This is a genomic window from Anaerocolumna sedimenticola (assembly GCF_009931695.1).
GTDB classification, from domain to species: domain Bacteria; phylum Bacillota; class Clostridia; order Lachnospirales; family Lachnospiraceae; genus Anaerocolumna; species Anaerocolumna sedimenticola.
Window position 1 is genome coordinate 1,614,455 of sequence record NZ_CP048000.1, and the last position, 23,295, is coordinate 1,637,749.

Annotated in this window: 35 protein-coding genes and 3 pseudogenes; 36 read left to right on the forward strand and 2 right to left on the reverse strand. The window is 35.6% G+C overall.

Annotated elements, in window-relative coordinates:
- Window positions 1–70 precede the first annotated feature (70 nt).
- The 28 genes and pseudogenes from rplB to Ana3638_RS07340 all read left to right on the forward strand — a co-directional run bounded on the left by rplB (window position 71) and on the right by Ana3638_RS07340 (window position 14,724).
- Window positions 71–913, forward strand: a complete 843-nt coding sequence (rplB, locus tag Ana3638_RS07205) for a 50S ribosomal protein L2 (protein WP_161837421.1) — start codon at window positions 71–73, stop codon at window positions 911–913.
- 17 nt (window positions 914–930) lie between these two features.
- Complete coding sequence (gene rpsS / locus Ana3638_RS07210) at window positions 931–1,209, forward strand: 30S ribosomal protein S19 (protein WP_161837422.1); 279 nt, start codon at window positions 931–933, stop codon at window positions 1,207–1,209.
- 31 nt (window positions 1,210–1,240) lie between these two features.
- Entirely contained in the window at window positions 1,241–1,627 is a 387-nt protein-coding gene (rplV, locus tag Ana3638_RS07215; protein ID WP_161837423.1) for a 50S ribosomal protein L22, read from the forward strand.
- 11 nt (window positions 1,628–1,638) lie between these two features.
- A complete protein-coding gene (gene rpsC / locus Ana3638_RS07220) occupies window positions 1,639–2,295 on the forward strand; it encodes a 30S ribosomal protein S3 (RefSeq protein WP_161837424.1) in 657 nt (218 codons plus the stop codon).
- Entirely contained in the window at window positions 2,295–2,732 is a 438-nt protein-coding gene (rplP, locus tag Ana3638_RS07225; protein ID WP_161837425.1) for a 50S ribosomal protein L16, read from the forward strand. Before rpsC ends, rplP begins: the two co-directional genes overlap by 1 nt.
- Window positions 2,722–2,931, forward strand: a complete 210-nt coding sequence (rpmC, locus tag Ana3638_RS07230) for a 50S ribosomal protein L29 (RefSeq protein WP_161837426.1) — start codon at window positions 2,722–2,724, stop codon at window positions 2,929–2,931. Before rplP ends, rpmC begins: the two co-directional genes overlap by 11 nt.
- Before the next feature lie 37 nt (window positions 2,932–2,968).
- Window positions 2,969–3,223, forward strand: a complete 255-nt coding sequence (rpsQ, locus tag Ana3638_RS07235; protein ID WP_408609500.1) for a 30S ribosomal protein S17 — start codon at window positions 2,969–2,971, stop codon at window positions 3,221–3,223.
- 23 nt (window positions 3,224–3,246) lie between these two features.
- Entirely contained in the window at window positions 3,247–3,615 is a 369-nt protein-coding gene (gene rplN / locus Ana3638_RS07240; RefSeq protein WP_161837427.1) for a 50S ribosomal protein L14, read from the forward strand.
- Between the two features lie 13 nt (window positions 3,616–3,628).
- Window positions 3,629–3,946, forward strand: a complete 318-nt coding sequence (rplX, locus tag Ana3638_RS07245) for a 50S ribosomal protein L24 (protein ID WP_161837428.1) — start codon at window positions 3,629–3,631, stop codon at window positions 3,944–3,946.
- Between the two features lie 24 nt (window positions 3,947–3,970).
- Window positions 3,971–4,510: a 50S ribosomal protein L5 gene (gene rplE, locus Ana3638_RS07250; RefSeq protein ID WP_161837429.1), complete on the forward strand. Its 540-nt coding sequence runs from the start codon at window positions 3,971–3,973 to the stop codon at window positions 4,508–4,510.
- 15 nt (window positions 4,511–4,525) lie between these two features.
- Window positions 4,526–4,711 carry a type Z 30S ribosomal protein S14 gene (locus Ana3638_RS07255; RefSeq protein WP_161837430.1) on the forward strand — a complete coding sequence of 62 codons (186 nt, stop codon included), beginning with the start codon at window positions 4,526–4,528 and terminating at the stop codon, window positions 4,709–4,711.
- A gap of 24 nt (window positions 4,712–4,735) precedes the next feature.
- Entirely contained in the window at window positions 4,736–5,137 is a 402-nt protein-coding gene (rpsH, locus tag Ana3638_RS07260) for a 30S ribosomal protein S8 (protein ID WP_161837431.1), read from the forward strand.
- Window positions 5,138–5,299: 162 nt separating this feature from the next.
- Window positions 5,300–5,841, forward strand: a pseudogene (rplF, locus tag Ana3638_RS07265) (50S ribosomal protein L6).
- A 16-nt stretch (window positions 5,842–5,857) separates the two neighbouring features.
- Window positions 5,858–6,226, forward strand: a complete 369-nt coding sequence (gene rplR, locus Ana3638_RS07270) for a 50S ribosomal protein L18 (RefSeq protein ID WP_161837432.1) — start codon at window positions 5,858–5,860, stop codon at window positions 6,224–6,226.
- A 16-nt stretch (window positions 6,227–6,242) separates the two neighbouring features.
- Window positions 6,243–6,755 (forward strand): 30S ribosomal protein S5, encoded by a 513-nt coding sequence (gene rpsE / locus Ana3638_RS07275; RefSeq protein WP_161837433.1) that lies wholly within the window; start codon window positions 6,243–6,245, stop codon window positions 6,753–6,755.
- Between the two features lie 12 nt (window positions 6,756–6,767).
- The gene (rpmD, locus tag Ana3638_RS07280; RefSeq protein WP_161837434.1) at window positions 6,768–6,950 is read left to right on the forward strand and encodes a 50S ribosomal protein L30; all 183 of its coding nucleotides are present in this window, start codon (window positions 6,768–6,770) and stop codon (window positions 6,948–6,950) included.
- Window positions 6,951–6,977: 27 nt separating this feature from the next.
- A pseudogene (gene rplO / locus Ana3638_RS07285) lies at window positions 6,978–7,417 on the forward strand (50S ribosomal protein L15).
- 3 nt (window positions 7,418–7,420) lie between these two features.
- Window positions 7,421–8,749, forward strand: a complete 1,329-nt coding sequence (gene secY, locus Ana3638_RS07290; protein WP_161837435.1) for a preprotein translocase subunit SecY — start codon at window positions 7,421–7,423, stop codon at window positions 8,747–8,749.
- A 233-nt stretch (window positions 8,750–8,982) separates the two neighbouring features.
- Window positions 8,983–9,614 (forward strand): annotated as a pseudogene (locus Ana3638_RS07295) (adenylate kinase).
- Between the two features lie 66 nt (window positions 9,615–9,680).
- Entirely contained in the window at window positions 9,681–10,436 is a 756-nt protein-coding gene (gene map / locus Ana3638_RS07300) for a type I methionyl aminopeptidase (RefSeq protein WP_161837436.1), read from the forward strand.
- A gap of 33 nt (window positions 10,437–10,469) precedes the next feature.
- A complete protein-coding gene (locus Ana3638_RS24965) occupies window positions 10,470–10,619 on the forward strand; it encodes a KOW domain-containing RNA-binding protein (RefSeq protein ID WP_246240858.1) in 150 nt (49 codons plus the stop codon).
- Window positions 10,620–10,790: 171 nt separating this feature from the next.
- Entirely contained in the window at window positions 10,791–11,009 is a 219-nt protein-coding gene (gene infA / locus Ana3638_RS07310) for a translation initiation factor IF-1 (RefSeq protein ID WP_033168705.1), read from the forward strand.
- A gap of 108 nt (window positions 11,010–11,117) precedes the next feature.
- Window positions 11,118–11,231 carry a 50S ribosomal protein L36 gene (rpmJ, locus tag Ana3638_RS07315; protein ID WP_073285411.1) on the forward strand — a complete coding sequence of 38 codons (114 nt, stop codon included), beginning with the start codon at window positions 11,118–11,120 and terminating at the stop codon, window positions 11,229–11,231.
- Between the two features lie 389 nt (window positions 11,232–11,620).
- Window positions 11,621–11,989 (forward strand): 30S ribosomal protein S13, encoded by a 369-nt coding sequence (gene rpsM / locus Ana3638_RS07320; protein WP_161837437.1) that lies wholly within the window; start codon window positions 11,621–11,623, stop codon window positions 11,987–11,989.
- A 161-nt stretch (window positions 11,990–12,150) separates the two neighbouring features.
- Window positions 12,151–12,546, forward strand: a complete 396-nt coding sequence (gene rpsK, locus Ana3638_RS07325) for a 30S ribosomal protein S11 (protein WP_161837438.1) — start codon at window positions 12,151–12,153, stop codon at window positions 12,544–12,546.
- Between the two features lie 17 nt (window positions 12,547–12,563).
- Entirely contained in the window at window positions 12,564–13,160 is a 597-nt protein-coding gene (gene rpsD / locus Ana3638_RS07330; protein WP_161837439.1) for a 30S ribosomal protein S4, read from the forward strand.
- A 41-nt stretch (window positions 13,161–13,201) separates the two neighbouring features.
- Window positions 13,202–14,161 (forward strand): DNA-directed RNA polymerase subunit alpha, encoded by a 960-nt coding sequence (locus tag Ana3638_RS07335; protein WP_161837440.1) that lies wholly within the window; start codon window positions 13,202–13,204, stop codon window positions 14,159–14,161.
- Window positions 14,162–14,187: 26 nt separating this feature from the next.
- Entirely contained in the window at window positions 14,188–14,724 is a 537-nt protein-coding gene (locus tag Ana3638_RS07340; protein WP_161837441.1) for a bL17 family ribosomal protein, read from the forward strand.
- Between the two features lie 232 nt (window positions 14,725–14,956).
- On the opposite strand, the gene lepB is transcribed toward Ana3638_RS07340, so the two are convergent.
- Window positions 14,957–15,478, reverse strand: coding sequence for a signal peptidase I (gene lepB / locus Ana3638_RS07345; RefSeq protein ID WP_161837442.1), 522 nt, complete (start codon window positions 15,476–15,478; stop codon window positions 14,957–14,959).
- A 329-nt stretch (window positions 15,479–15,807) separates the two neighbouring features.
- Between lepB and Ana3638_RS07350 the strand changes: the two genes are divergently transcribed.
- The 6 genes from Ana3638_RS07350 (at window position 15,808) to rpsI (ending at window position 20,405) form a co-directional block, all read left to right on the forward strand.
- Window positions 15,808–16,659, forward strand: a complete 852-nt coding sequence (locus Ana3638_RS07350) for an energy-coupling factor transporter ATPase (RefSeq protein ID WP_161837443.1) — start codon at window positions 15,808–15,810, stop codon at window positions 16,657–16,659.
- A 52-nt stretch (window positions 16,660–16,711) separates the two neighbouring features.
- Window positions 16,712–17,566, forward strand: coding sequence for an energy-coupling factor transporter ATPase (locus tag Ana3638_RS07355; protein WP_161837444.1), 855 nt, complete (start codon window positions 16,712–16,714; stop codon window positions 17,564–17,566).
- Window positions 17,567–17,584: 18 nt separating this feature from the next.
- Window positions 17,585–18,385 carry an energy-coupling factor transporter transmembrane component T family protein gene (locus Ana3638_RS07360; protein ID WP_161837445.1) on the forward strand — a complete coding sequence of 267 codons (801 nt, stop codon included), beginning with the start codon at window positions 17,585–17,587 and terminating at the stop codon, window positions 18,383–18,385.
- A 48-nt stretch (window positions 18,386–18,433) separates the two neighbouring features.
- The gene (truA, locus tag Ana3638_RS07365) at window positions 18,434–19,186 is read left to right on the forward strand and encodes a tRNA pseudouridine(38-40) synthase TruA (protein ID WP_161837446.1); all 753 of its coding nucleotides are present in this window, start codon (window positions 18,434–18,436) and stop codon (window positions 19,184–19,186) included.
- A 363-nt stretch (window positions 19,187–19,549) separates the two neighbouring features.
- Complete coding sequence (gene rplM / locus Ana3638_RS07370) at window positions 19,550–19,984, forward strand: 50S ribosomal protein L13 (protein ID WP_161837447.1); 435 nt, start codon at window positions 19,550–19,552, stop codon at window positions 19,982–19,984.
- A gap of 28 nt (window positions 19,985–20,012) precedes the next feature.
- Entirely contained in the window at window positions 20,013–20,405 is a 393-nt protein-coding gene (rpsI, locus tag Ana3638_RS07375; RefSeq protein WP_161837448.1) for a 30S ribosomal protein S9, read from the forward strand.
- A gap of 232 nt (window positions 20,406–20,637) precedes the next feature.
- On the opposite strand, the gene Ana3638_RS07380 is transcribed toward rpsI, so the two are convergent.
- Window positions 20,638–20,883, reverse strand: a complete 246-nt coding sequence (locus tag Ana3638_RS07380; RefSeq protein ID WP_161837449.1) for a hypothetical protein — start codon at window positions 20,881–20,883, stop codon at window positions 20,638–20,640.
- 641 nt (window positions 20,884–21,524) lie between these two features.
- On the opposite strand from Ana3638_RS07380, the gene Ana3638_RS07385 reads away from it, so the two are divergent.
- Together Ana3638_RS07385 and Ana3638_RS07390 are read left to right on the forward strand one after the other, a co-directional pair.
- A complete protein-coding gene (locus tag Ana3638_RS07385; protein WP_161837450.1) occupies window positions 21,525–21,839 on the forward strand; it encodes a hypothetical protein in 315 nt (104 codons plus the stop codon).
- 304 nt (window positions 21,840–22,143) lie between these two features.
- On the forward strand, window positions 22,144–23,178 hold the full coding sequence (locus Ana3638_RS07390; RefSeq protein WP_161837451.1) for a DUF4037 domain-containing protein: 1,035 nt from the start codon (window positions 22,144–22,146) through the stop codon (window positions 23,176–23,178).
- Window positions 23,179–23,295: the final 117 nt, after the last annotated feature.

Here is a 23,295-nt window from a genome sequence, read left to right on the forward strand (position 1 = left end):
GCATTAAACAAATTATGGTGTTTATTCGCCGATAACAGAATAAAATAATTGCTCGAAAGGAGTGCAAAAGATGGGAATCAAAAAGTTTAACCCATATACACCTTCCAGAAGACATATGACTGCATCTGATTTTACAGAAATCACAACAGCTACACCTGAAAAATCTTTAGTAGTTTCTATTAATAAAAATGCAGGTCGTAACAATCAAGGAAAGATTACAGTAAGACATCAGGGCGGCGGCTCTAGAAGAAAATATAGAATTATCGATTTTAAAAGAAAGAAAGATGGTATTCCGGCAGTTGTTAAAACGATCGAATATGATCCTAACAGAACAGCTAATATCGCTTTAATCTGCTATGCAGACGGTGAAAAAGCATATATCCTTGCTCCTAACGGACTTACCGTTGGAACAACAATCATGAATGGTGAAACAGCAGAAGTTAGAGTTGGTAACTGCTTACCACTTCAGAACATTCCGGTTGGTACTCAGGTACACAACATTGAATTATACCCTGGCAAGGGCGGACAGTTAGTTCGTTCCGCAGGTAATGCAGCACAGTTAATGGCGAAAGAAGGAAAATATGCAACACTTCGTTTACCTTCTGGTGAAATGAGATTAGTTCCAATTATCTGCCGTGCAACTGTTGGCCAGGTTGGTAACATTGATCATGAATTAATTAACATTGGTAAAGCCGGTCGTAAACGTCATATGGGTATCAGACCTACTGTCCGCGGTTCCGTAATGAACCCGAATGACCATCCACACGGTGGTGGTGAAGGTAAGACTGGTATTGGTCGTCCAGGCCCTGTAACACCTTGGGGTAAACCTGCTCTTGGCTTAAAGACAAGAAAGACCAACAAGTCATCTAACAAGCTGATCGTAAGAAGAAGAGACGGTAAAACTGTTAAATAATTAAGGAGGTTAAACCTATGGCTCGTTCATTAAAAAAAGGACCATTTGCTGATGATCATTTACTTAAAAAAGTAGATGCTATGAATAAAGCAGGTGATAAGTCTGTTATCAAGACTTGGTCACGTCGTTCTACTATTTTCCCTCAGATGGTTGGACATACAATCGCAGTTCATGACGGAAGAAGACATGTGCCTGTATATGTAACAGAAGATATGGTTGGACACAAACTAGGTGAGTTTGTAGCTACCAGAACTTATAGAGGACATGGAAAAGACGAAAAGAAGACTAAGAGATAAGATAGATTGGAATTGAAAGGAGGTTTCATCCATGGCGAAAGGACATAGATCCCAGATAAAGAGAGAAAGAAATGAGAATAGAGATACAAGACCAAGTGCAAAAGTTTCTTATGCAAGAGTGTCTGTACAGAAAGCTTGTTTCGTTTTAGACGCCATCCGAGGTAAAGATGTTGAGACAGCTCTTGGTATTTTAGCTTACAATCCAAGATATGCATCAACTGTTATAGAGAAGGTTTTAAAATCCGCAATTGCGAATGCTGAAAATAATAATGGCATGGACGTGACGAAATTATATATAGAAGAGTGCTACGCAAATCAGGCACCGACAATGAAGAGAATCAGACCTAGGGCACAGGGTAGAGCTTACAGAATCTTAAAGAGATTAAGCCATATCACTGTTGTACTAAATGAAAGATAAGGAGGGCAATAATGGGACAGAAAGTTAATCCTCATGGCTTAAGAGTCGGAGTTATTAGTGACTGGGACTCAAGATGGTATGCTGAAGCTGATTTTGCAGACAACTTAGTAGAAGACTACAATATCAGAACATATCTGAAAAAGAAATTATACAGTGCAGGTGTTGCTAAGATCGAAATCGAACGCGCATCTGATCGTTTAAAGGTTATCATTTTCACTGCTAAACCCGGTGTAGTAATCGGTAAAGGCGGAGCAGAAATTGAAAAGTTAAAATCAGATATTCAAAGATTTACTACTAAGAAATTAATGGTAGACATCAAAGAAATCAAGAAACCGGATATGAACGCTCAATTAGTAGCTGAAAATATTGCCGCTCAACTTGAAAACCGTATTTCTTTCAGAAGAGCAATGAAATCAACTATGTCAAGAACTATGAAAGCAGGAGCAAAAGGTATTAAAGCTGCTGTTGCAGGACGTCTTGGCGGTGCAGATATGGCTCGTACTGAATTCTACAGTGAAGGAACTATTCCGTTACAGACTTTACGTGCGGATATTGATTATGGATTTGCAGAAGCAGATACCACTTATGGTAAATTAGGCGTTAAAGTATGGATTTACCAAGGTGAAGTACTTCCAACAAAGGCAAAAAAGGAAGGGAGCGATAAATAATGTTAATGCCAAAAAGAGTAAAACGCCGTAAACAATTCCGTGGCTCCATGGCAGGAAAAGCATTAAGAGGTAATACTATCTCTAACGGCGAATTTGGTCTGGTATCATTAGAACCAGCTTGGATTAAATCAAACCAAATCGAAGCAGCCCGTATTGCTATGACTCGTTATATCAAACGTGGCGGTAAAGTTTGGATTAAAATATTCCCCGATAAACCTGTAACAACGAAACCAGCTGAAACTCGAATGGGTTCCGGTAAGGGCTCATTAGAATACTGGGTAGCAGTTGTAAAGCCAGGACGTGTAATGTTCGAAATTTCAGGTGTTCCTGAAGAAACAGCCAGAGAAGCATTACGTCTTGCTATGCATAAATTACCGGTTAAATGTAAAGTAGTTTCTCGCGCAGACTTAGAAGGAGGTGCGGGCAGTGAAAACTAATAAATATGTAGAAGACTTAAAAGTAAAAACCGCTTCCGAATTAAACGAAGAATTAGTAGCTGCTAAAAAGGAACTTTTTAACTTAAGGTTCCAGAACGCAACAAATCAGTTAGATAATACAAGCAGAATTAAAGAAGTTAGAAAAAATATTGCAAGAATTCAAACAGTGATTTCTGAAAAAGCTAAGGCTTCTAACTAATCACGGGAATCGACGATTTAGGAAAGGAGAAATTGTTGTGGAAAGAAATCTGAGAAAAGTTCGTACTGGTAAAGTTATCAGTGATAAAATGGATAAAACAATCACAGTAGCAGTTATTGACCATGTGAAGCATCCTTTATACAACAAGATTGTAAAAAGAACTTATAAATTAAAAGCACATGACGAGAACAATGAATGCAATATTGGCGATAGAGTAAAAGTTATGGAAACAAGACCTATATCTAAAGATAAGAGATGGAGACTTGTTGAAATTATTGAAAGAGCGAAATAAGAAGTGCTGAAAGGAGTAAAGTCATGATACAACAAGAATCAAGACTTAGAGTTGCTGACAATACAGGCGCAAAAGAATTACTTTGCATCCGTGTACTTGGCGGATCCACCAGAAGATATGCTGGTATCGGCGATATTATTGTTGCGTCGGTTAAAGATGCAACACCAGGTGGTGTTGTTAAAAAAGGTGACGTTGTGAAAGCTGTTGTTGTTCGTACTGTGAAAGGAGCTCGTCGTAAAGATGGTTCCTATATCAAGTTTGATGAAAATGCAGCTGTTATTATAAAAGAAGATAAGAATCCAAAAGGAACTCGTATTTTCGGACCAGTAGCAAGAGAATTAAGAGAAAAACAATTCATGAAAATCGTTTCATTAGCACCAGAAGTATTATAAGGAGGTGTCGACTGTGTCTACTATTAAAATCAAAAAAGGTGATAACGTAAAGATTATAACCGGTAAAGATAAAGGCAAAGAAGGCAAAGTAATCGCTGTTATGGATAGCAAGGTATTAGTAGAAGGCGTTAATATGGTTACTAAACATAGTAAAGCAAGCCAATCTAATCCTAAAGGTGGAATTATCCATCAAGAATCACCGATTGATATTTCAAACGTTATGTACGTTCACAAGGGAAAAGTTACCAGACTTGGTTTTACAACCACGGAAGGTAAAAAAGGTTCCAAAAAAGTTCGTATTGCGAAATCAACCGGCGAAGTAATCGACTAATTCTAAGAGAGGAGGTCTCATAAGTTGACTAGATTAAAAGAAACCTATTTAAATGAAATCATAGATGGTATGACTAAAAAATTCGGTTATAAGAATGTTATGGAAGTACCTAAATTAGATAAAATCGTTATTAACATGGGCGTTGGTGAAGCAAAAGATAATTCCAAGCTTTTAGACGCAGCAATTAAAGATATGGAAATCATAGCAGGACAGAAAGCTGTTGTAACAAAAGCTAAGAAATCCGTCGCTAACTTTAAAATCAGAGAAGGTATGCCAATCGGATGTAAGGTTACATTAAGAGGCGATAAAATGTATGAATTTGCAGATCGTCTTATAAATTTAGCTTTACCTCGTGTACGTGACTTTAGAGGTGTTAATGGCAATGCATTTGACGGAAGAGGAAATTACTCCCTTGGTATTAAAGAACAGGTTATTTTCCCTGAAATCGAATACGACAAAATTGATAAGGTTAGAGGAATGGATATTATCTTCGTAACCACAGCTAAAACAGATGAAGAAGCTCGTGAATTATTGACATTATTCGGTATGCCATTCAAAAAATAGTTAGGAGGGAATTCCATGGCTAAAACGTCAATGAAGATTAAGCAACAGCGTACACAAAAATTCTCTACCAGAGAATATAACCGTTGCAGAATCTGTGGTCGTCCACATGCATATTTAAGAAAATACGGAATTTGCAGAATCTGCTTCCGTGAATTAGCTTATAAAGGACAAATACCAGGTGTTAAGAAAGCAAGCTGGTAGGAAACAAGGAAGGAGGCAAATGACATGACAATGAGTGATCCAATTGCAGATATGCTTACAAGAATCCGTAACGCAAGTACTGCAAAACATGATACGGTAGATATACCTGCTTCTAAGATGAAGATAGCTATCGCTGATATTCTTCTTAAAGAGGGTTATATTAAGAAATATGATATTGAAGAAGTAGATAACTTTAAAACAATCCATATTACATTAAAATATGGTAAAGATAAAAATGTTAAGATTATTACAGGTCTTAAGAGAATCTCTAAGCCAGGTCTTCGTGTTTATGCTAACAAGGATGAGCTTCCAAAAGTACTTGGAGGTCTTGGTATAGCTATTATTTCTACGAACAAAGGTGTTGTTACTGATAAAGAAGCCAGAAAGCTTAACGTAGGCGGAGAGGTATTAGCATTCATCTGGTAGTCAGCATATCGATTCGAGGAATCGATATAGTACCCGTAGGGCATGTTTTGACGAAGCGGGTACTGACGGACAACGAGGAAGCTTTTCTGAGTATGGCGTCTTAATAGGACAAAGAAGAATGAAATACAATAAAACCTACACAAAATAATAGGAGGTGCGGGCATGTCACGTATAGGAAGAATGCCTATCGCGGTACCAGCAGGCGTTACTGTTGATATTGCAGAAAATAATAAATTAACCGTAAAAGGACCGAAAGGAACTCTTTCCAGAGTTTTAGCGTCTGAAATGATAATTAAGTTAGAAGGTTCTGAAATTGTTGTAACCAGACCTAATGAATTAAAAAGAATGAAATCTTTACATGGTCTTACGAGAACATTAATTAACAATATGGTAATCGGTGTAACAGCTGGTTATGAGAAAGTGCTTGAAATCAACGGTGTTGGTTATAGAGCAGCAAAAGCCGGTAAGGAATTGACCTTAACATTAGGATATTCACATCCAGTAGTAATGGTTGATCCGGAAGGTGTTGAAACTGTATTAGAAGGACAAAACAAGATTACAGTAAAAGGTATTGATAAAGAAAAGTTGGCCAATACGCTGCTGAAATCAGAGATAAGAAGAGACCTGAACCATATAAGGGCAAGGGTATTAAATATGCTGATGAAGTGATTAGACGTAAAGTTGGTAAGACTGGTAAGAAATAATTGGAGGTGAAATACAATGGTTAGTAAAGAATCAAGATCTGAAGTTCGTGTAAATAAACATAGAAAATTACGTAATCGTTTCACCGGAACTCCTGAAAGACCACGTTTAGCTGTGTTTAGAAGTAATAATCATATGTACGCTCAAATTATTGACGATACGGTTGGTAATACTTTAGTATCAGCTTCTACACTTCAAAAGGATGTTAAGGCTGAACTCGAGAAAACAAACGATGTAGCTGCAGCTGCATATTTAGGTACTGTAATTGCAAAAAAAGCATTGGAAAAAGGTATTACAGCAGTTGTCTTTGATAGAGGCGGTTTCATATATCAGGGAAAGGTAAAAGCATTAGCAGATGCAGCCAGAGAAGCTGGTCTGGAATTCTAAGCAAGGAGGAAAACACATGAAACGTACAATCGTTGATGCTAGTCAACTAGGTGAATTAGAAGATAAAGTAGTATCAATTAAACGTGTTACTAAAGTAGTTAAAGGCGGACGTAATTTCAGATTTACAGCTTTAGTAGTAGTTGGTGACAAAAATGGACACGTTGGTGCAGGCTTAGGAAAAGCAGCAGAAATTCCGGAAGCTATTCGTAAGGGAAAAGAAGATGCTATGAAGAAATTAATTTCTCTTCCTATCGACGAAAACGGCAGCGTACCACATGATTACATTGGTAAATTCGGCAGCGCAACTGTATTATTAAAGCGTTCTCCTGAAGGTACCGGTGTTATTGCAGGAGGTCCGGCACGTAATGTTCTTGAACTTGCAGGTTTTAAGAATATCCGTACTAAATCACTTGGCTCTAACAATAAGCAAAACGTAGTTCTTGCTACAATTGATGGATTAAGTCAGTTAAAGACTCCTGAAGAAGTAGCTAAGCTTCGCGGTATTTCTGTAGAAGAGATGTTAGGTTAGGAGGGGCTTAAAATGGCAGGTAAATTAAAGATAACTTTAGTAAAGTCTACTATTGGCGCAATTCCAAAGCATAAGAAAACAGTTGAAGCATTAGGACTTAAAAAACCTAATAAATCTGTTGAAATGCCGGATAATGCCGCAATCAGAGGTATGATTGACCAAGTAAGACATTTAGTAAAGGTTGAAGAGATATAATTACTAAACGAGTAAGGAGGTGTAACGATGAATTTATCAGAATTAAGACCAGCTGACGGTTCCAAACAAAGTGCAAACTTTAGAAGAGGACGCGGACATGGTTCAGGCAATGGTAAAACCGCAGGTAAAGGTCATAAAGGCCAAAAAGCTCGTTCAGGAGCACCAAGGGTAGGTTTTGAAGGTGGTCAGACACCATTTATCAGAACATTACCGAAAAGAGGTTTTACTAATAGAAATACAAAAGAAATTATTTCAGTTAACGTAGATAAATTAAACAGATTTGAAGATGGCGCCCTTGTTACCGTTGAATCATTAATGGAAATCGGTATCATCAATAACCCAAAGATGGTGTTAAGATTCTAGGAAATGGAGAACTTACTAAGAAGCTTGATGTTAAGGTTAACGCATTCAGCGAAAGTGCAATCGCAAAGATCAAAGCTCTTGGTGGAAATGCTGAGGTGATTTAGGATATGTTTAAAACGTTCCGAAATGCTTTTAAGATTAAAGATATAAGAAGTAAATTAGTGTTTACTTTTATAGCACTGATTTTAGTAAGACTTGGCTCTCAACTTCCTGTACCACGTATCGATAGAGAATATTTCTCCCAGTGGATTGGAACACAGACTTCTTTAGGATTCTTTGATACTTTAACAGGTGGTTCTTTTACACAAATGTCAATATTTGCGTTAAACATTACGCCATATATTACATCCTCCATTATTATGCAGTTGCTCACAATTGCAATTCCTAAACTTGAGGAACTTCAGAAAGAGGGAGAAGACGGTAGAAAGAAAATTGTAGAGTTTACCCGTTATGTCACGATCGGTTTATCTCTTATTGAATCCATTGCTATGGCAATCGGTTTCGGAAGTTCTGGTTTGTTAGAAGGTGGTACTACATTTACGAATGTAGTTATCATCGTAGCATCCTTAACTGCCGGTTCTGCATTCTTAATGTGGTTGGGCGAAAGAATTACAGAAAAAGGCGTTGGAAATGGTATCTCAATTATCCTTTTAATTAATATCATCGCAAGAATGCCTAATGATATTACAAACCTTTATAAAAAATTTGTCGCTGGTGCATCTAATGTAATTAATGGACTTATTGGTGCTGTTGTAATCATTGTTATTATAGCCGCTGTCGTTGCTTTCATTGTTTTACTTCAGAATGCACAAAGAAAAATCCCCGTACAATATGCTAAGAAAGTACAAGGAAGGAAGATGGTTGGCGGCCAGTCTTCCCATATTCCTTTAAAAGTAAATACAGCCGGTGTTATTCCGGTAATCTTTGCAGGCTCATTAATGCAATTTCCAATCGTTATCTCATCTTTCTTTGGGGTAACACCGGCAAGAGCATATATTTGGCCTAAAGTATTGTACTTATTAAATCAAAACACCTGGTGTAATTTTACAAGTTTAGGTGAATTTAAATACTCTATTGGTTTATTAATCTACATTGTACTGGTAATCTTCTTTGCATACTTCTATACTTCAATTACCTTTAATCCGATTGAGGTTTCAAACAATATGAAAAAGCAGGGTGGATTTATTCCTGGTATCCGTCCGGGAAAACCAACTACAGATTATTTAACCAAAGTATTAAATAATGTAATTTTTATAGGTGCTGTTGGTCTTACCATTGTAGCAGTTATTCCTATTTTCTTTTCAGGAGCATTTGGTGCAGATGTATCTTTCGGCGGAACATCCTTAATCATTATTGTAGGTGTTGTACTTGATACGACGAAACAAATTGAATCTCAGATGTTAGTCCGTCATTATAAAGGATTCTTAAACGATTAACAGACATAATATATTTTGCTAAGGCGGAGCCCCTGCTCCGCCATTTGCAGATTATACTTTTTTGCTAAATCTATTTAATCGGCATTTGAAAAAATTGAAATAAAAGGCGAAGTATTACCGCCGTGCATATAATGATTTAAGTATGAAAAAGAATCTGCTCAGCAGTTTCTTCAAGGTGTAAAGGATCTAATAGCAGATGATATCTGCACATGGAGGTTAGAATGAAAATTATTATGTTAGGCGCGCCTGGAGCAGGTAAAGGTACACAGGCTAAAAGAATAGCAGATAAATATGGAATCCCCATATATCAACTGGAGATATATTCAGAGCAAATATTAAAAACGGTACGGAACTTGGTAACAAAGCAAAGTCTTATATGGATCAGGGATTACTGGTACCGGATGAATTAGTGGTTGATCTTGTTGTAGACAGGGTTAAGCAGGAAGACTGTGTCAATGGATATGTATTTGATGGTTTTCCCAGAACAATACCCCAGGCAGAAGCATTAGATTCTGCATTAAAAGCAATTAATGAAAAAATTGATTTTGCAGTAAATGTTGAGGTACCGGATTCTAATATAGTAGACAGAATGTCTGGCCGCAGAGCCTGCTTAAACTGTGGCGCTACTTATCATTTAGAGCACATTCCCACTAAAGTAGAAGGCATCTGTGATGTTTGTAGCTCGGAATTGGTATTAAGGGATGATGATAAGCCTGAAACAGTATTAAAGAGATTAAAAGTGTATCATGAACAAACGCAGCCTTTAATTGATTTTTATAAAAATCAGGGTATTTTAGTTGAAGTTGACGGAACTAAAGATATGGCTGAGGTATTTAGTGATATTGTAAGTATATTGGAACAGTAAAGATCTATTTAATGCAAAAAATGCAATACATTAATATATTATGAATATTAATGCATGGGAGAGATTATGTCAGTAATTATTAAATCAGAAAGAGAAATTGAATTAATGCGTGAAGCTGGCAACATCCTGGCTATTGTACATGAAGAGCTTGAAAAGTATATAAAGCCCGGCATATCTACCCTGGATATTGACAAAAAAGCAGATGAGATTATCAGAAGCTATGGTTGTATACCATCCTTTTTAAACTATAATGGTTTCCCTGCTTCTATCTGTGTTTCCATAAATGAGCAGGTAGTTCATGGAATCCCAAATAAGAGTACATTTTTAAGAGATGGAGATATTGTCAGTTTAGACGCAGGTGTTATTTATAAAGGCTATCAATCCGATGCTGCCAGAACCTGGGCAGTAGGAGAGGTAAATGAAGAAGCCTTAAAGCTTATTGAAGTTACAGAACAAAGCTTCTATGAAGGTATTAAATATGCAAAAGCTGGCAATCATCTATATGAAATCTCTGCTGCTATTCAAGATTATGTAGAGTCTTTTGGTTTTTCTGTAGTCAGAGATCTTGTTGGACATGGAATTGGTAAAAACATGCATGAAGAACCTCAGATACCGAATTTCCGTCAGAAGAGAAGAGGAATCCGGTTAGAACCTGGAATGACATTTGCTATAGAGCCTATGGTGAATGCCGGGCGTTATGATGTATATTGGGAAGATGATGACTGGACCGTGACCACGGATGACGGATCATTATCGGCTCATTATGAAAATACAATTCTAATAACCGATGGAGAACCTGAGATACTGTCCATAAGAAAGTAATTAGAATGAATTAGATGTAAGTGGAGAACCAATATGTTATTATATGAACTCGGCAGTTTAGTAGTATCCAAGGCCGGCCATGACAAGGGAGAAGTATTTGTCATACTTAAATCGGAGTCAGAATATGTTTATTTAATGGATGGTAAAACCGTACTTTTGAAAAGCCCAAGAAAAAGAATATAAAACATATTCAATTGGTTAATTATAAAGATAAAAACCTGGCAGAAAAACAATTAAAACAAGAGAAAATAATCAATGAAGATATTAAGAGAGCAATTAAGCTTTATCGAAATAGTAAAATGTAGTTATTGTTAGTAATAGTTAATGGTTATATCCAATCATGGAGGTGACATAATGTCAAAATCAGATGTAGTAGAAATCGAAGGAACCGTAATTGAAAAATTACCCAATGCAATGTTTCAGGTAGAATTAGAGAATGGGCATAGAGTATTAGCACATATCAGCGGAAAGCTGCGCATGAACTTCATTAAAATTGTACCGGGTGATAAAGTTACCCTGGAATTATCTCCATATGATTTAACTAAAGGTAGAATTATTTGGCGTGACAAATAATTTAAATAAATTTCAAGTAAAATTAAAAAATGTTATTATTTTACTTGATTTACTGTTATATCAGTGTTATAATGATAGACGGACTTTTTTTGAAAGGAGTGAATTACTGTGAAAGTAAGGTCATCAGTAAAACCAATCTGTGAAAAGTGCAAGATTATTAAAAGAAAGGGCAGTATCAGAGTAATCTGTGAAAATCCCAGACACAAACAAAGACAAGGCTAATATTCAATCGAAGAGCCGGCCGGATGGCGGTCTTCAATTGTTTTATATATGAATAGTTCTTGCTTTTTGTGTTACAATCTGCATTTTTAGCAATTGTGATATTGTGAACAATTTACTTAATAAATTGTTTTGTAAATCATGTCATTATCATGTTTACAGCAAGCAGGGGAACTTTCCCTGTGTTTGTCACAATTTAAAGCGGCTGTGCAATGAAACACTTGGAAGAGTTGTTTGTTGCGAAAAATTAAGAATATGTTTTATTAAAAGTAACATTTAATCCCAAAAGGGTGATAAGATAGGTATACATTTCACCATATAAAGCTAAGTACTTTTATATGATACTGAATTCAATCACTCTTATTAAAATCCAACGGAGGTGTAATACGCACATGGCTCGTATCAGTGGTGTAGATTTACCAAGAGAGAAACGTGTAGAAATCGGACTTACTTATATTTATGGTATCGGAAGAGTAAGTTCTAACCGCATTCTTAAAGAAGCTAACGTTAATCCTGACACACGTGTCAGAGATTTAACTGACGAAGAAGTAGCTAGAATTCGTGATATTATTGACGCAACCCAACAGGTTGAAGGTGATTTACGTAGAGAAATCGCTCTTAATATTAAGAGACTTCAGGAAATCGGATGCTATAGAGGAATCCGTCATAGAAAAGGTCTTCCGGTTCGTGGTCAGAAAACTAAGACAAACGCTAGAACTAGAAAAGGACCAAAGCGTACAGTTGCAAATAAGAAAAAGTAATTTAACTATTTAACCATCTCGAGAAATTCGTAGAATTTCGAGTTATACCGTGCCAAAATATGATACCATTTTTTGTGTGCATCGGTTCGTATGAACCGCCGTGACTGAATAGTCACGAAATAATATTAAGTAGTTAAAAATCCAATAGGAGGGTTTGTTAAATGGCTAAAAAGATAGCAAAAAAAGTGGCTAAGAAACGTGTCAGAAAGAACGTCGATCGTGGACAGGCACATATCCAGTCATCTTTTAATAATACAATTGTTACTCTGACAGATGCAGAAGGCAATGCTCTTTCATGGGCTAGTGCCGGCGGATTAGGATTTAGAGGTTCCAGAAAATCCACTCCATATGCAGCTCAGATGGCAGCTGAGACAGCAGCTAAAGCAGCGTTAGTACATGGTTTAAGATCAGTGGATGTTATGGTAAAAGGCCCAGGTTCAGGAAGAGAAGCAGCAATTCGTGCACTTCAAGCTTGCGGTATTGAAGTAACCAGTATTAAGGATGTCACTCCGGTTCCACATAACGGATGTAGACCACCTAAACGCAGAAGAGTCTAATAGGAGGTAATAAACTTATGGCAAGAGACATGGGTCCTGTTTTAAAGAAATGCAGATCACTTGGTCTGGAACCTACTTATTTAGGAATTGATAAGAAGTCCAACAGAACTTCTTCAAGAGCCGGAAAAAAATTAAGTGAGTATGGTACACAGTTAAGAGAAAAACAAAAGGCTAAATTTATATATGGTATTCTGGAAAAACCTTTCAGAAACAATTTTGATAAAGCAAAGAAAATGAAATACGGTACAACTGGTGAAAATCTTATGATTCTCCTTGAGCTTAGACTGGATAACGTATTATTCCGTTTAGGATTCGGCAGAACAAGAAGTGAAGCCAGACAGATTGTTGATCACAAGCACGTTTTAGTTAATGGAAAGTGCATCAACATTCCATCTTACGTTGTAAAAACAGGAGACGTTATTGAAATTAAAGAAAAATTCAAGAGCGCTCAAAGATATAAAGATGTATTAGAAGTAACAGCTGGAAGAACAATACCAGCTTGGCTTGAAGTAGATCACGAAGCTTTAAAAGGCACAGTAAAAGAGATTCCTTCAAGAGATCAAATCGATGTTCCGGTAAATGAAATGCTTATCGTCGAGTTGTATTCTAAGTAATCAGTAATCGTATCATAATAACCCAAAAGGAGGGTCCTATTGTGTTTGATTTTGAGAAACCAAAAATTGAAATTGCAGAAATTTCTGAAGATAAAAAATTTGGACGTTTTGTAGTAGAACCTTTGGAACGAGGATACGGTACAACCTTGGGTAATTCTTTAAGAAGAATTATGCTTTCATCCTTACCCGGTGCTGCAGTCAGTCAAGTTAAGATTGATGGCGTTGTTCATGAATTCAGTGCTATTCCTGGAGTTAAAGAGGATGTTACTGAAATAATCATGAATCTAAAGAGTTTAGCAATCAAAAATACAAGTGAGACAAATGAACCGAAGACGGCTTACATTGAATTCGAAGGCGAAGGCGTAGTAACAGCAGGGGATATCCAGGCTGATCCGGATATCGAGATACTTAACCCTGAATTACCGATTGCAACACTTAACGGCGGCAATGACAGTAAATTGTATATGGAAATTACCATTACTAAGGGCAGAGGATATATTAGTGCGGATAAAAACAAAAATGATGATTTGCCAATTGGTGTAATACCGATTGATTCCATCTACACGCCTGTTGAACGCGTTAATTTAACTGTCGAGAATACCCGTGTTGGTCAAATAACAGATTTTGATAAACTTACGCTAGACGTATATACCAACGGAACTTTAGCTCCAGATGAAGCTGTCAGCTTAGCTGCTAAGGTTTTAAGTGAACATCTTAATTCATTTATCGATTTATCCGAAAATGCTAAGACCGCAGAAGTCATGGTTGAAAAAGAAGATAATGAGAAAGAAAAAGTTCTGGAAATGAATATTGACGAGCTAGAATTATCAGTTCGTTCTTATAATTGTCTCAAGAGAGCCGGAATCAATACGGTTGAAGAATTAACGAATAAAACTTCTGAAGATATGATGAAGGTTAGAAATCTTGGTCGTAAGTCATTAGAGGAAGTACTTGCAAAGCTGAAAGAGCTTGGCTTATCACTTAATGTAAGCGATGACTAAAAACAGAAGTTAAAGGAGGGAAAACAATGGCAGGCTATAGAAAACTTGGAAGAACATCCAACCAAAGGAAAGCGTTGCTTAGAAACCAAGTAACAAATTTATTATATAATGGTAAAATAGTAACAACTGAAGCGAAAGCAAAAGAAATCCGCAGAATCGCTGAAAGTATGATAGCATTAGCTGTGAAAGAGAAAGATAATTTCGAAACAGTAACAGTAAAAGCTAAAGTTGCTCGTAAAGATAAAGATGGTAATAAAGTAAAAGAAGTTGTTAACGGTAAAAAGGTTACAGTATATGATGATGTTGAAAAAACAATCAAAAAAGATAGTGCAACCCGCCTTCATGCAAGAAGACAGATGTTAAAATTCCTTTATTCCGTAACAGAAGTACCTACAGAAGCAGCTGGTAAAAAGAGAAATACAAAAACTGTTGATGTAACAGACAAATTATTCGATGAAATAGCACCTAAGTATGTAAGCCGTAATGGTGGTTATACAAGAATCGTAAAGATCGGACCACGTAAAGGTGATGCTGCTATGGAAGTTCTAATCGAATTAGTATAATTGATTTGATTTAATTAAATATAACAGAAATAAAATAGCTGTTTCATTTATATGAAACAGCTATTTTTGCACATTTATAGTAAGGTAGATATTAACAACAATAAGTAAAAAAAATAACAATATAAATCTTAAATAACAATATAAATCTTAAATAGTAATAAATCTAAATAATAATATAAATCTAAATAGTAATATAAATCTAAACAATTAATTAAGTTTGGGGGTTAGAACCCTAATTTAGTAATTTAATTGATGGATAATATCGTATGATGGCTTTACCTAATATTTTTTCTTTTTTTACATAGGGATTATTCCAAAACCTGGAATCCTCTGAGATATTCCTATTATCACCCATCATAAAATAAGAATCTTCCGGAACTTTATATGGACCAAAGGATCCGGTTGGTGTTTCTTTCAGATAGTCTTCTTCTAAAGGTTTTTTACTGTTATTTATGTATACTTTACCATTCTTAATCTCAATGGTATCTCCGGGTAATCCTATAATTCTCTTTAGATAATTAACTTTTTCATCATCAGGAAAAGGGAAAACCACAATATCTCCTCTTTGTGGATCTTCAAATAGATAAGCCAGACGGAATGCAAAAATTCTATCTTTAGTCATAACGGTATTTTCCATGGAGCCGGTTGGCACCTGTGCATTTACAATAACATAATGATTCAATATAAATGCAATGGCAATCGCTAATATAATAACTTTTGCCCATTCAAAAATTTCTTTCTTTATATCTGTCATACCACAATTGTCCTTTCTACTCTTGTAATTAATTCATTATTAGTAAGGATAACAAAAGGAAACAAAAGGAAATAAAAGGAAAATAATCATTACAATCGATACAAACTCTTATTTAAACTAATTATTTGTATAATTGTTGATACTAAAGTTACTATATAACTTAATATCTGAAAAGTCAATTTAAATGATAATAAGGAAGAAAAAAGTAATAAATGTAATAAAAATTTAAGAATTTAGATCCAAAATAAAAATACGTTGCAAATCTTATTATTATACTTTACAATGTAGAAAGTTAAGAAAGTAATTATATTCATAAGAAGGTCATATACATGGGAATGATTAAAGCAGAAAATTTAATATTTGAATATATAAGACGGGATGAAGAGGGCAATGTTGAGTCCATTAACCGTGCCATTGATAATGTTAATATCGAGGTTAATAAAGGTGATTTTGTGGCTATTTTAGGGCATAATGGTTCCGGTAAAAGTACAATGGCAAAACATATTAATGCAATTCTGACTCCCACGGAAGGAACTGTGTGGGTTAACGGAATGAATACCAAAGAAGAAAATAAGATTTGGGATATACGCCAGACGGCAGGTATGGTATTTCAGAATCCGGATAATCAGATTATTGCTACAGTCGTAGAAGAAGATGTTGGTTTTGGCGCTGAAAATCTAGGCATACCTACAGAAGAAATATGGAAGCGGGTTGAAGAAAGCCTAAAGGCAGTAGGAATGCTGGAATACCGTAAGCATTCTCCGAACAAGTTATCCGGAGGCCAGAAACAAAGAGTAGCGATTGCCGGTATTATGGCAATGAAACCGGAATGTATTGTGCTTGATGAACCAACTGCCATGTTAGATCCAATTGGCCGAAAAGAAGTAATACAAACCATTCATGAATTAAATAAAAGAGAAAAAGTTACCGTATTACTTATCACACATTATATGGAAGAAGTAATACATGCGGATAAGGTAATTGTAATGGACCGGGGAAAGGTTGTTATGCACGGTACTCCGAGAGAAATATTCTCCAAAGTAGAAGAATTAAAACAATACCGGCTGGCAGTACCACAGGTGACAGAACTGGCATACGAATTAAGAAAAGAAGGCCTTGAGATTCCAAAAGGAATACTTAATATAGAGGAACTGGTAGAAGCTATTAGCAGGATAGCTTAAGGATATGTGTATTAAATTGCAGCTGTTTATTGTACGCTGCGGGAGGTTTATTATGTTAATGGTTGTGGATAAATTAAATTATATATACAGCCCCGGAAATGCATACGAAAAACATGCATTAAAAGATATAAATCTGGTAATTGAAGAGAGAGACTTTATCGGGCTTATCGGTCATACCGGATCCGGCAAATCCACTCTGACGCAGCATCTAAACGGCTTAATGAGAGGAACAAGCGGTACCATCTATTATAAGGGCGAAGATATCTATGATAAAAATTTTAATATGAAAGGCTTAAGAAGCAAAGTGGGACTGGTTTTTCAATATCCGGAACACCAGCTGTTTGAAACTACAGTTTATAAAGACGTAAGTTTTGGGCCTAAAAATCTGGGTTTGGATCAATTGGAAGTAGATTTAAGAACATATGATGCTGTTAAAATGGTCGGGTTAAGTGATGACTTACTGGATACATCCCCCTTTGAGCTATCCGGCGGACAAAAACGAAGGGTTGCAATTGCAGGTGTATTAGCTATGAAACCGGAAGTCCTGATTTTAGATGAACCCACAGCCGGATTAGATCCGAAAGGAAGAGACGAAATCTTAGAACAAATTGCGAGGCTTCATAAGGATAATAATATTACCATAATTTTAGTATCCCATAGTATGGAAGATGTCGCAAAATATGCCAACCGGCTGGTGGTAATGAATAAAGGTGAAATTGTTTATAACGATACTCCCCATGAAGTCTTTACTCATTATAAAGAGTTGGAGAAAATCGGACTTGCTGCACCACAGGTAACTTATGTTATGAATGAATTAAAATCAAGAGGGTTTTCGGTAAACACTTCTGCTACAACAGTAGAGGAAGCAAAGGTATCCATACTTCGTGCCCTTAGAAAATCGTTATAACAAAAAGGAAGATAAAAAATGATCAGAGATATTACCATAGGACAATATTATCCGGTAGATTCCATCCTTCACAGATTGGATCCAAGAGTAAAATTAATCGGAACAATTATATATATATTTTCATTATTTATGTTTCAGAATTATTACGGTTATATACTTGCGGTTTTATTCTTAGTATGTATTATAAAAGTATCCCAGGTTCCGTTTCGATTCATTGTAAGAGGGCTGAAAGCTGTCCTTGTACTTATGTTGTTTACTGTTATGTTTAATTTGTTTTTAACTCCCGGAACCGAAGTTTTTCGAATGGGATTTATAAAAATAACCAGGGAAGGTATTGAAACAGCCGTATTAATGGGATTACGACTGGTGTTTCTAATATTAGGATCCTCACTTATGACTTTCACAACCACACCGAATCATTTAACGGATGGGTTGGAAAGTGTAATGTGGCCGCTTCGTAAAATAAAGGTACCGGTACACGAAATATCTATGATGATGTCCATCGCTTTACGTTTTATTCCTATTTTAATGGAGGAAACGGATAAAATAATGAAAGCACAGATGGCAAGAGGTGCAGATTTCGAGTCCGGCGGATTAATTAAGCGGGCGAAAAGTCTTATTCCTTTATTAGTTCCATTATTCGTATCAGCATTCCGGCGTGCCAATGATTTAGCTATGGCTATGGAAGCCAGGTGTTACCGCGGGGGTGAGGGAAGAACGAAAATGAAACCTCTTAAATATGCAACAAGGGATATGCTGGCTTATTTGGTACTTATTCTTTATGTTGCTGCTATATTTGTATTAAATTCATTGGCATAACAGGATGATTTTATTGATTATAAATACGGTTGAGTAATGGGAGCTTATATGAAAAGAATTATGTTAGTAGTAGCTTATGACGGGACAAACTATTGCGGGTGGCAGATTCAGCCAAATGGGATTACCGTTGAAGAAGTTCTGAACCGCCATTTAAGTGATTTATTAAAAGAATCAATTGCCGTAATTGGAGCAAGCAGGACGGATTCCGGGGTACATGCTATCGGAAATGTTGCTGTTTTTGATACGGAAACTAAGATACCGGGAGAAAAGATATCTTTTGCATTAAACCAGAGGTTGCCCAAGGATATTGTTATACAACAGTCCAGAGAAGTTCCCATCGATTTTCACCCAAGATTCTGCAATAGCACGAAAACCTATCAATATCGTATATTAAACAGCAGATTTCCCCTGCCTACTCAAAGGCTGTATACTCATTTTATTTATTATCCTTTGCAGGCAGAAGCCATGTCTGAAGCATCGAAATACCTGATTGGAGAACATGATTTTAAAAGTTTTTGCTCTACCAGAACACAGGTTACGGATACAATACGAACGATATATGATATCAATGTGATAAGAGACGGAGAAATGATTCAGATAACCATATCCGGAAACGGATTCTTATATAATATGGTTCGAATTATTGTAGGAACTTTAATAAAGGTAGGGCTTGGTATATATCCTCCGAATCATGTGAAGGAGATACTGGATAAAAAAAACCGGCTGGTTGCAGGCCCAAAGGCACCTGCACAGGGATTAACCCTGCTTAAAATAGATTATCCGGATCTAGAGGTTCTATAGGAAATGAACAATATAAGAAAATTATATAGATAATAAACTTAAATTATACAGTGGTAAGTTTAATAAATCGATTATAAATCAGACTTTTGTTACTCAAATCAAATATATTATTACTCTCTCACTTAAAATGGATGGAATAATATTATATAAATAGTATAAAACCGGTTAATTTGTAGAATGATTTATAATATAAATATCTGGAAAATCATTCGTAAACCGCATAAAATCTATTGACACGCCAGGTGGAATGTATTATAATATTTAGATGTGACGTGAGAATACTTAAGCCAAGCCCCGGTAGAGTATTTTAACATATATTAATGATAATTATTGAGATTTTAATTAATCTAAGGAGGGTAACCAATGAAAAGCTTTATGGCTAGTCCAGCAACGATTGAAAGAAAATGGTATGTAATAGATGCTACAGGTCATACTTTAGGACGTCTTTCATCCGAAATTGCAAAGATATTAAGAGGCAAAAATAAACCGACTTACACACCTCACATTGATACTGGTGATTATGTAATTGTTGTAAATGCTGATAAGATAAAAGTAACAGGAAAGAAATTAGATCAAAAAATTTATTACAATCACTCTGATTATGTAGGTGGTATGAGAGAAACCACTTTAAGAGAATTAATGGCTAAAAAACCTGGTGAAGCAATCAACATCGCAGTTAAAGGAATGCTTCCAAAGGGTCCTTTAGGAAGACAAATGATCACAAAATTACACGTATACGCTGGACCAGAGCATGACAATGCAGCTCAGAAACCAGAAGTATTAGAGATTAAATATTAATCAAAGAGGTTGAAAGGAGGAAATTACATTGGCTAAGGCAAAATATTACGGAACCGGAAGAAGAAAAAGCAGTATTGCTAGAGTTTACTTAGTACCTGGTACTGGTAAGGTAATAATAAATAAAAGAAGTATGGATGAATACTTTGGACTTGAAACTTTAAAATTAATCGTTCGCCAACCATTGGTTATTACAGATACAGTTGATAAATTTGACGTTCTTGTAAATGTACGCGGAGGTGGTTTCACTGGCCAGGCTGGTGCAATCAGACACGGTATATCCAGAGCATTATTACATGCTGACCAGGATTATCGTCCATCCTTAAAGAAAGCTGGTTTCTTAACCAGAGATCCAAGAATGAAAGAAAGAAAGAAATACGGTCTCAAAGCCGCACGTCGTGCTCCACAGTTCTCAAAGAGATAAGAAAAGAATTTTTACAACCCCGAAAAACCCAGTGTTTTCGGGGTTTTCTTCAGTTTACGGCTCAACTAAAATCAATAAAAATTAACTTGTAATACACAGGTAATACACAAAAAAATGTATCAAAAAAGCAGATTTTGAACCCTCATTTTGCAGAATTTATATTTTATTTATTTCGGTCATTCTTCTTCTCGGTCATTATTCTTCATTTTCAACATGGGTGTAATGCTACCTTCTAACTGAAAGGCTTTCTGTCAAAGGCATTCGGATTTACCACATTGCTGATATCAACATATTGCACAAGGTCACGTTCTTTGGATATAATTTCATGCATAATAGCGTAATCATATAACTGACCAAACATTACTTTCAATTTACGTACCGTTGTAGCTTTAGCACATGCAGAAGCGACAGGTACTAAAGCTGTAACATTGGTTAGAAACAGCAGCGCAGCAAGGGTTAAATTTTTTTTCATAGCCATATGAGGTTTATATGAGTTGTCAGACATAGAAGAATGTGATAGAATTACAACATGGAACGACTGTGTTGCAGGGTGCGTTGACCTTCATTCTTTAGGGATGGGGGTGATGCCTATGAAAAATCATTACGATTTTAAGGATATACTAACTTTTGGTATATTTCTTTTGGCACTACTTACATTCGTTTTTACGTTTTGTAAGTAGCTATACATAGAAAAACCACCCTGATACTTTGGACGGTTTAAGGGTGGAGTTTCTACTTCTATAATCGGTCAAACCACCTTGTGGGCGGTTGTTCCTTATCTAAGTCAAATATACCACCTATTAGGTGGTTTGTAAAGATGGAAGTGAGAAAATTCAATTTTTAAAGAAAAATTGAAACAGGTCATGGTGATTTGAATCTTAGTCAAACAAAACTTTAAGAACTTACTGTAATCCCCTTGTAATACAAAATGAGATGTTCAAATACTGATTTTACTTGCATTGGAGTTCTCAAAGAGATAATGAGAATAATAATGAAAGCCTTGAAACTACAGTGTTCCAAGGCTTTTTTAATATTTTGGAGAGTATACTGTTAAATTTTCTATAATGATATCCGATACAATATAGTAGGAAGAAGTATAAATCATAAGGAGAAACTTTTATGGAAATAACGGGAGTTAATACACAGTATGATTGTAACTCATCTGTTAAAAGGAACGGAAATAATAGCGACAATCCAGGAGTGTTTGAGACATTTAAAACTGAGAGAATGAAATGGGTAGAGAAAGTCAAGGAAGAGATCAATGAACAATTAGAAAATGACAGTGAAAGAAATATTAAGATGTCTGATAAACAATGGCAAGCTCTAATGAATCATGTGGATATCGCTATTAATAACTTTAAGAAAAATGTAAGAGAACAAGAGGTAGAAAGCCAACAAAAAAATGAATCCATATCCGGCAATAGTCAATCCTAAAGTATCAGGTAATCTTGACAATATTATTTATTTGATGATATGATATAAATATAAAAACATGAATTTTATGAAACTTTTGAGGTGACGATATCCGGTTCACTTGATATTACATAATCAGTAATATAAGTCGCACGTGGAAGTGAAGAAAAGATCATAATTGAAAAGAAATATGGAAACTGCTCAATGGCAGTCTCTTTTCTATACACAAAATATGATTTTCATGGCATTTTCCGCGCATATAATTCAACAATTAATTAGCTGTGGAGATTTCCGCAGCTTTTTATATTTTAAGATGGAGGTAACTATGAAAAATAGCAGACCTTATGTTAGTGTTAAGAAAGATAATAATTTAGAAGAGCTTATAAATGCGCTTGATAAGAATATGGATAAAATTAAAGCGTTTGATCAGATTGCGGGTATTATGCTGGATGGTGGTATGTCAAGAGGGTATGCTGATTATTTGTCAGAAATAGATGTTGTTATCTTTCTGCATAAAGATGCCTACGAAAATTATAATTTGAAAAAAACTCCGATTGCTCTTGGAATTACAATGCTTGATGGATATCTGTATGATGTTAAAACTGTAAATTACGAAGAAGAGCTGAAACGGGATTATGACAGTACAACATTATGGGATTTGTCTTATGCGAAGATTATTTATGATAATAATGGAGAACTCAAAAGTCTGTTTGAAATGAAACTGAAAAAGGAAAGTGAAGTTTCTCAAGCCGAAAGGCTGATGTTTGATGTTTGGTGGAACTATAGGCTTGCAGGTGACATATGGATCCACAGGGAGGATATTCTTCAAGGACATTATTGTTTTAATAATGCTGTAAAACCCCTGATATCATCCTTATTTATAGCAAATAAAGAATATATCCCTCATGATAAGTGGCTGATCCATATGAGCAGAACTTTGGAATGGAAGCCGCTAAACTATGATAGATTGCTGAAGGACATTTTTAGTACAGGTGATATGAGTCTGGAAAGTTTATATAAAAGACAGGAAAGTATTGAAAGTTTATGGAACTCCATCGATATACAATTGTGTAGGATGATTGACTTTAATAATGGTTTGAAACTGATGCACAGGGGAGCATATCAAATTTTAAAAAGAGCAGTAGATAAGGGGATATTTACGATTGAAGAATGGAATAAATTTAGCAGTATAGCAAATTTAAATTTTGAACCGCTTTTCAGTATTTCAGAGATAAAAGACGGAAAGGTTATTTTAAATAAAGATAAAATGAATGCTTTAGGTGAAAATGATATGTATTTTTGGTTTCTCGATATAGTGAAAGCTATCAGACAAGGTGATTTAATAAATAATAAAGATTAATTTGTAAAAATGATATAATGAATATGGGACAGCAGTATGAATAGCCAAAGAAGCAGATAAGTTTCTTGAATATATAGTTGAACAAAGTCATATCGCTCTTTAAAAAGGTGATTGTAA

What these genes read in the sequence shown, in the direction of transcription:
- rplB (WP_161837421.1), top strand. Translation starts at nt 71, where the DNA reads ATGGGAATCAAAAAGTTTAACCCATATACACCTTCCAGAAGACATATG.
- rpsS (WP_161837422.1), top strand. Translation starts at nt 931, where the DNA reads ATGGCTCGTTCATTAAAAAAAGGACCATTTGCTGATGATCATTTACTT.
- rplV (WP_161837423.1), top strand. Translation starts at nt 1,241, where the DNA reads ATGGCGAAAGGACATAGATCCCAGATAAAGAGAGAAAGAAATGAGAAT.
- rpsC (WP_161837424.1), top strand. Translation starts at nt 1,639, where the DNA reads ATGGGACAGAAAGTTAATCCTCATGGCTTAAGAGTCGGAGTTATTAGT.
- rplP (WP_161837425.1), top strand. Translation starts at nt 2,295, where the DNA reads ATGTTAATGCCAAAAAGAGTAAAACGCCGTAAACAATTCCGTGGCTCC.
- rplN (WP_161837427.1), top strand. Translation starts at nt 3,247, where the DNA reads ATGATACAACAAGAATCAAGACTTAGAGTTGCTGACAATACAGGCGCA.
- Ana3638_RS07255 (WP_161837430.1), top strand. Translation starts at nt 4,526, where the DNA reads ATGGCTAAAACGTCAATGAAGATTAAGCAACAGCGTACACAAAAATTC.
- rpsH (WP_161837431.1), top strand. Translation starts at nt 4,736, where the DNA reads ATGACAATGAGTGATCCAATTGCAGATATGCTTACAAGAATCCGTAAC.
- rplR (WP_161837432.1), top strand. Translation starts at nt 5,858, where the DNA reads ATGGTTAGTAAAGAATCAAGATCTGAAGTTCGTGTAAATAAACATAGA.
- rpsE (WP_161837433.1), top strand. Translation starts at nt 6,243, where the DNA reads ATGAAACGTACAATCGTTGATGCTAGTCAACTAGGTGAATTAGAAGAT.
- rpmD (WP_161837434.1), top strand. Translation starts at nt 6,768, where the DNA reads ATGGCAGGTAAATTAAAGATAACTTTAGTAAAGTCTACTATTGGCGCA.
- secY (WP_161837435.1), top strand. Translation starts at nt 7,421, where the DNA reads ATGTTTAAAACGTTCCGAAATGCTTTTAAGATTAAAGATATAAGAAGT.
- map (WP_161837436.1), top strand. Translation starts at nt 9,681, where the DNA reads ATGTCAGTAATTATTAAATCAGAAAGAGAAATTGAATTAATGCGTGAA.
- Ana3638_RS24965 (WP_246240858.1), top strand. Translation starts at nt 10,470, where the DNA reads ATGTTATTATATGAACTCGGCAGTTTAGTAGTATCCAAGGCCGGCCAT.
- infA (WP_033168705.1), top strand. Translation starts at nt 10,791, where the DNA reads ATGTCAAAATCAGATGTAGTAGAAATCGAAGGAACCGTAATTGAAAAA.
- rpsM (WP_161837437.1), top strand. Translation starts at nt 11,621, where the DNA reads ATGGCTCGTATCAGTGGTGTAGATTTACCAAGAGAGAAACGTGTAGAA.
- rpsK (WP_161837438.1), top strand. Translation starts at nt 12,151, where the DNA reads ATGGCTAAAAAGATAGCAAAAAAAGTGGCTAAGAAACGTGTCAGAAAG.
- rpsD (WP_161837439.1), top strand. Translation starts at nt 12,564, where the DNA reads ATGGCAAGAGACATGGGTCCTGTTTTAAAGAAATGCAGATCACTTGGT.
- Ana3638_RS07340 (WP_161837441.1), top strand. Translation starts at nt 14,188, where the DNA reads ATGGCAGGCTATAGAAAACTTGGAAGAACATCCAACCAAAGGAAAGCG.
- lepB (WP_161837442.1), bottom strand. Translation starts at nt 15,478, where the DNA reads ATGACAGATATAAAGAAAGAAATTTTTGAATGGGCAAAAGTTATTATA.
- Ana3638_RS07350 (WP_161837443.1), top strand. Translation starts at nt 15,808, where the DNA reads ATGGGAATGATTAAAGCAGAAAATTTAATATTTGAATATATAAGACGG.
- Ana3638_RS07355 (WP_161837444.1), top strand. Translation starts at nt 16,712, where the DNA reads ATGTTAATGGTTGTGGATAAATTAAATTATATATACAGCCCCGGAAAT.
- Ana3638_RS07360 (WP_161837445.1), top strand. Translation starts at nt 17,585, where the DNA reads ATGATCAGAGATATTACCATAGGACAATATTATCCGGTAGATTCCATC.
- truA (WP_161837446.1), top strand. Translation starts at nt 18,434, where the DNA reads ATGAAAAGAATTATGTTAGTAGTAGCTTATGACGGGACAAACTATTGC.
- rplM (WP_161837447.1), top strand. Translation starts at nt 19,550, where the DNA reads ATGAAAAGCTTTATGGCTAGTCCAGCAACGATTGAAAGAAAATGGTAT.
- Ana3638_RS07380 (WP_161837449.1), bottom strand. Translation starts at nt 20,883, where the DNA reads ATGGCTATGAAAAAAAATTTAACCCTTGCTGCGCTGCTGTTTCTAACC.
- Ana3638_RS07385 (WP_161837450.1), top strand. Translation starts at nt 21,525, where the DNA reads ATGGAAATAACGGGAGTTAATACACAGTATGATTGTAACTCATCTGTT.
- Ana3638_RS07390 (WP_161837451.1), top strand. Translation starts at nt 22,144, where the DNA reads ATGAAAAATAGCAGACCTTATGTTAGTGTTAAGAAAGATAATAATTTA.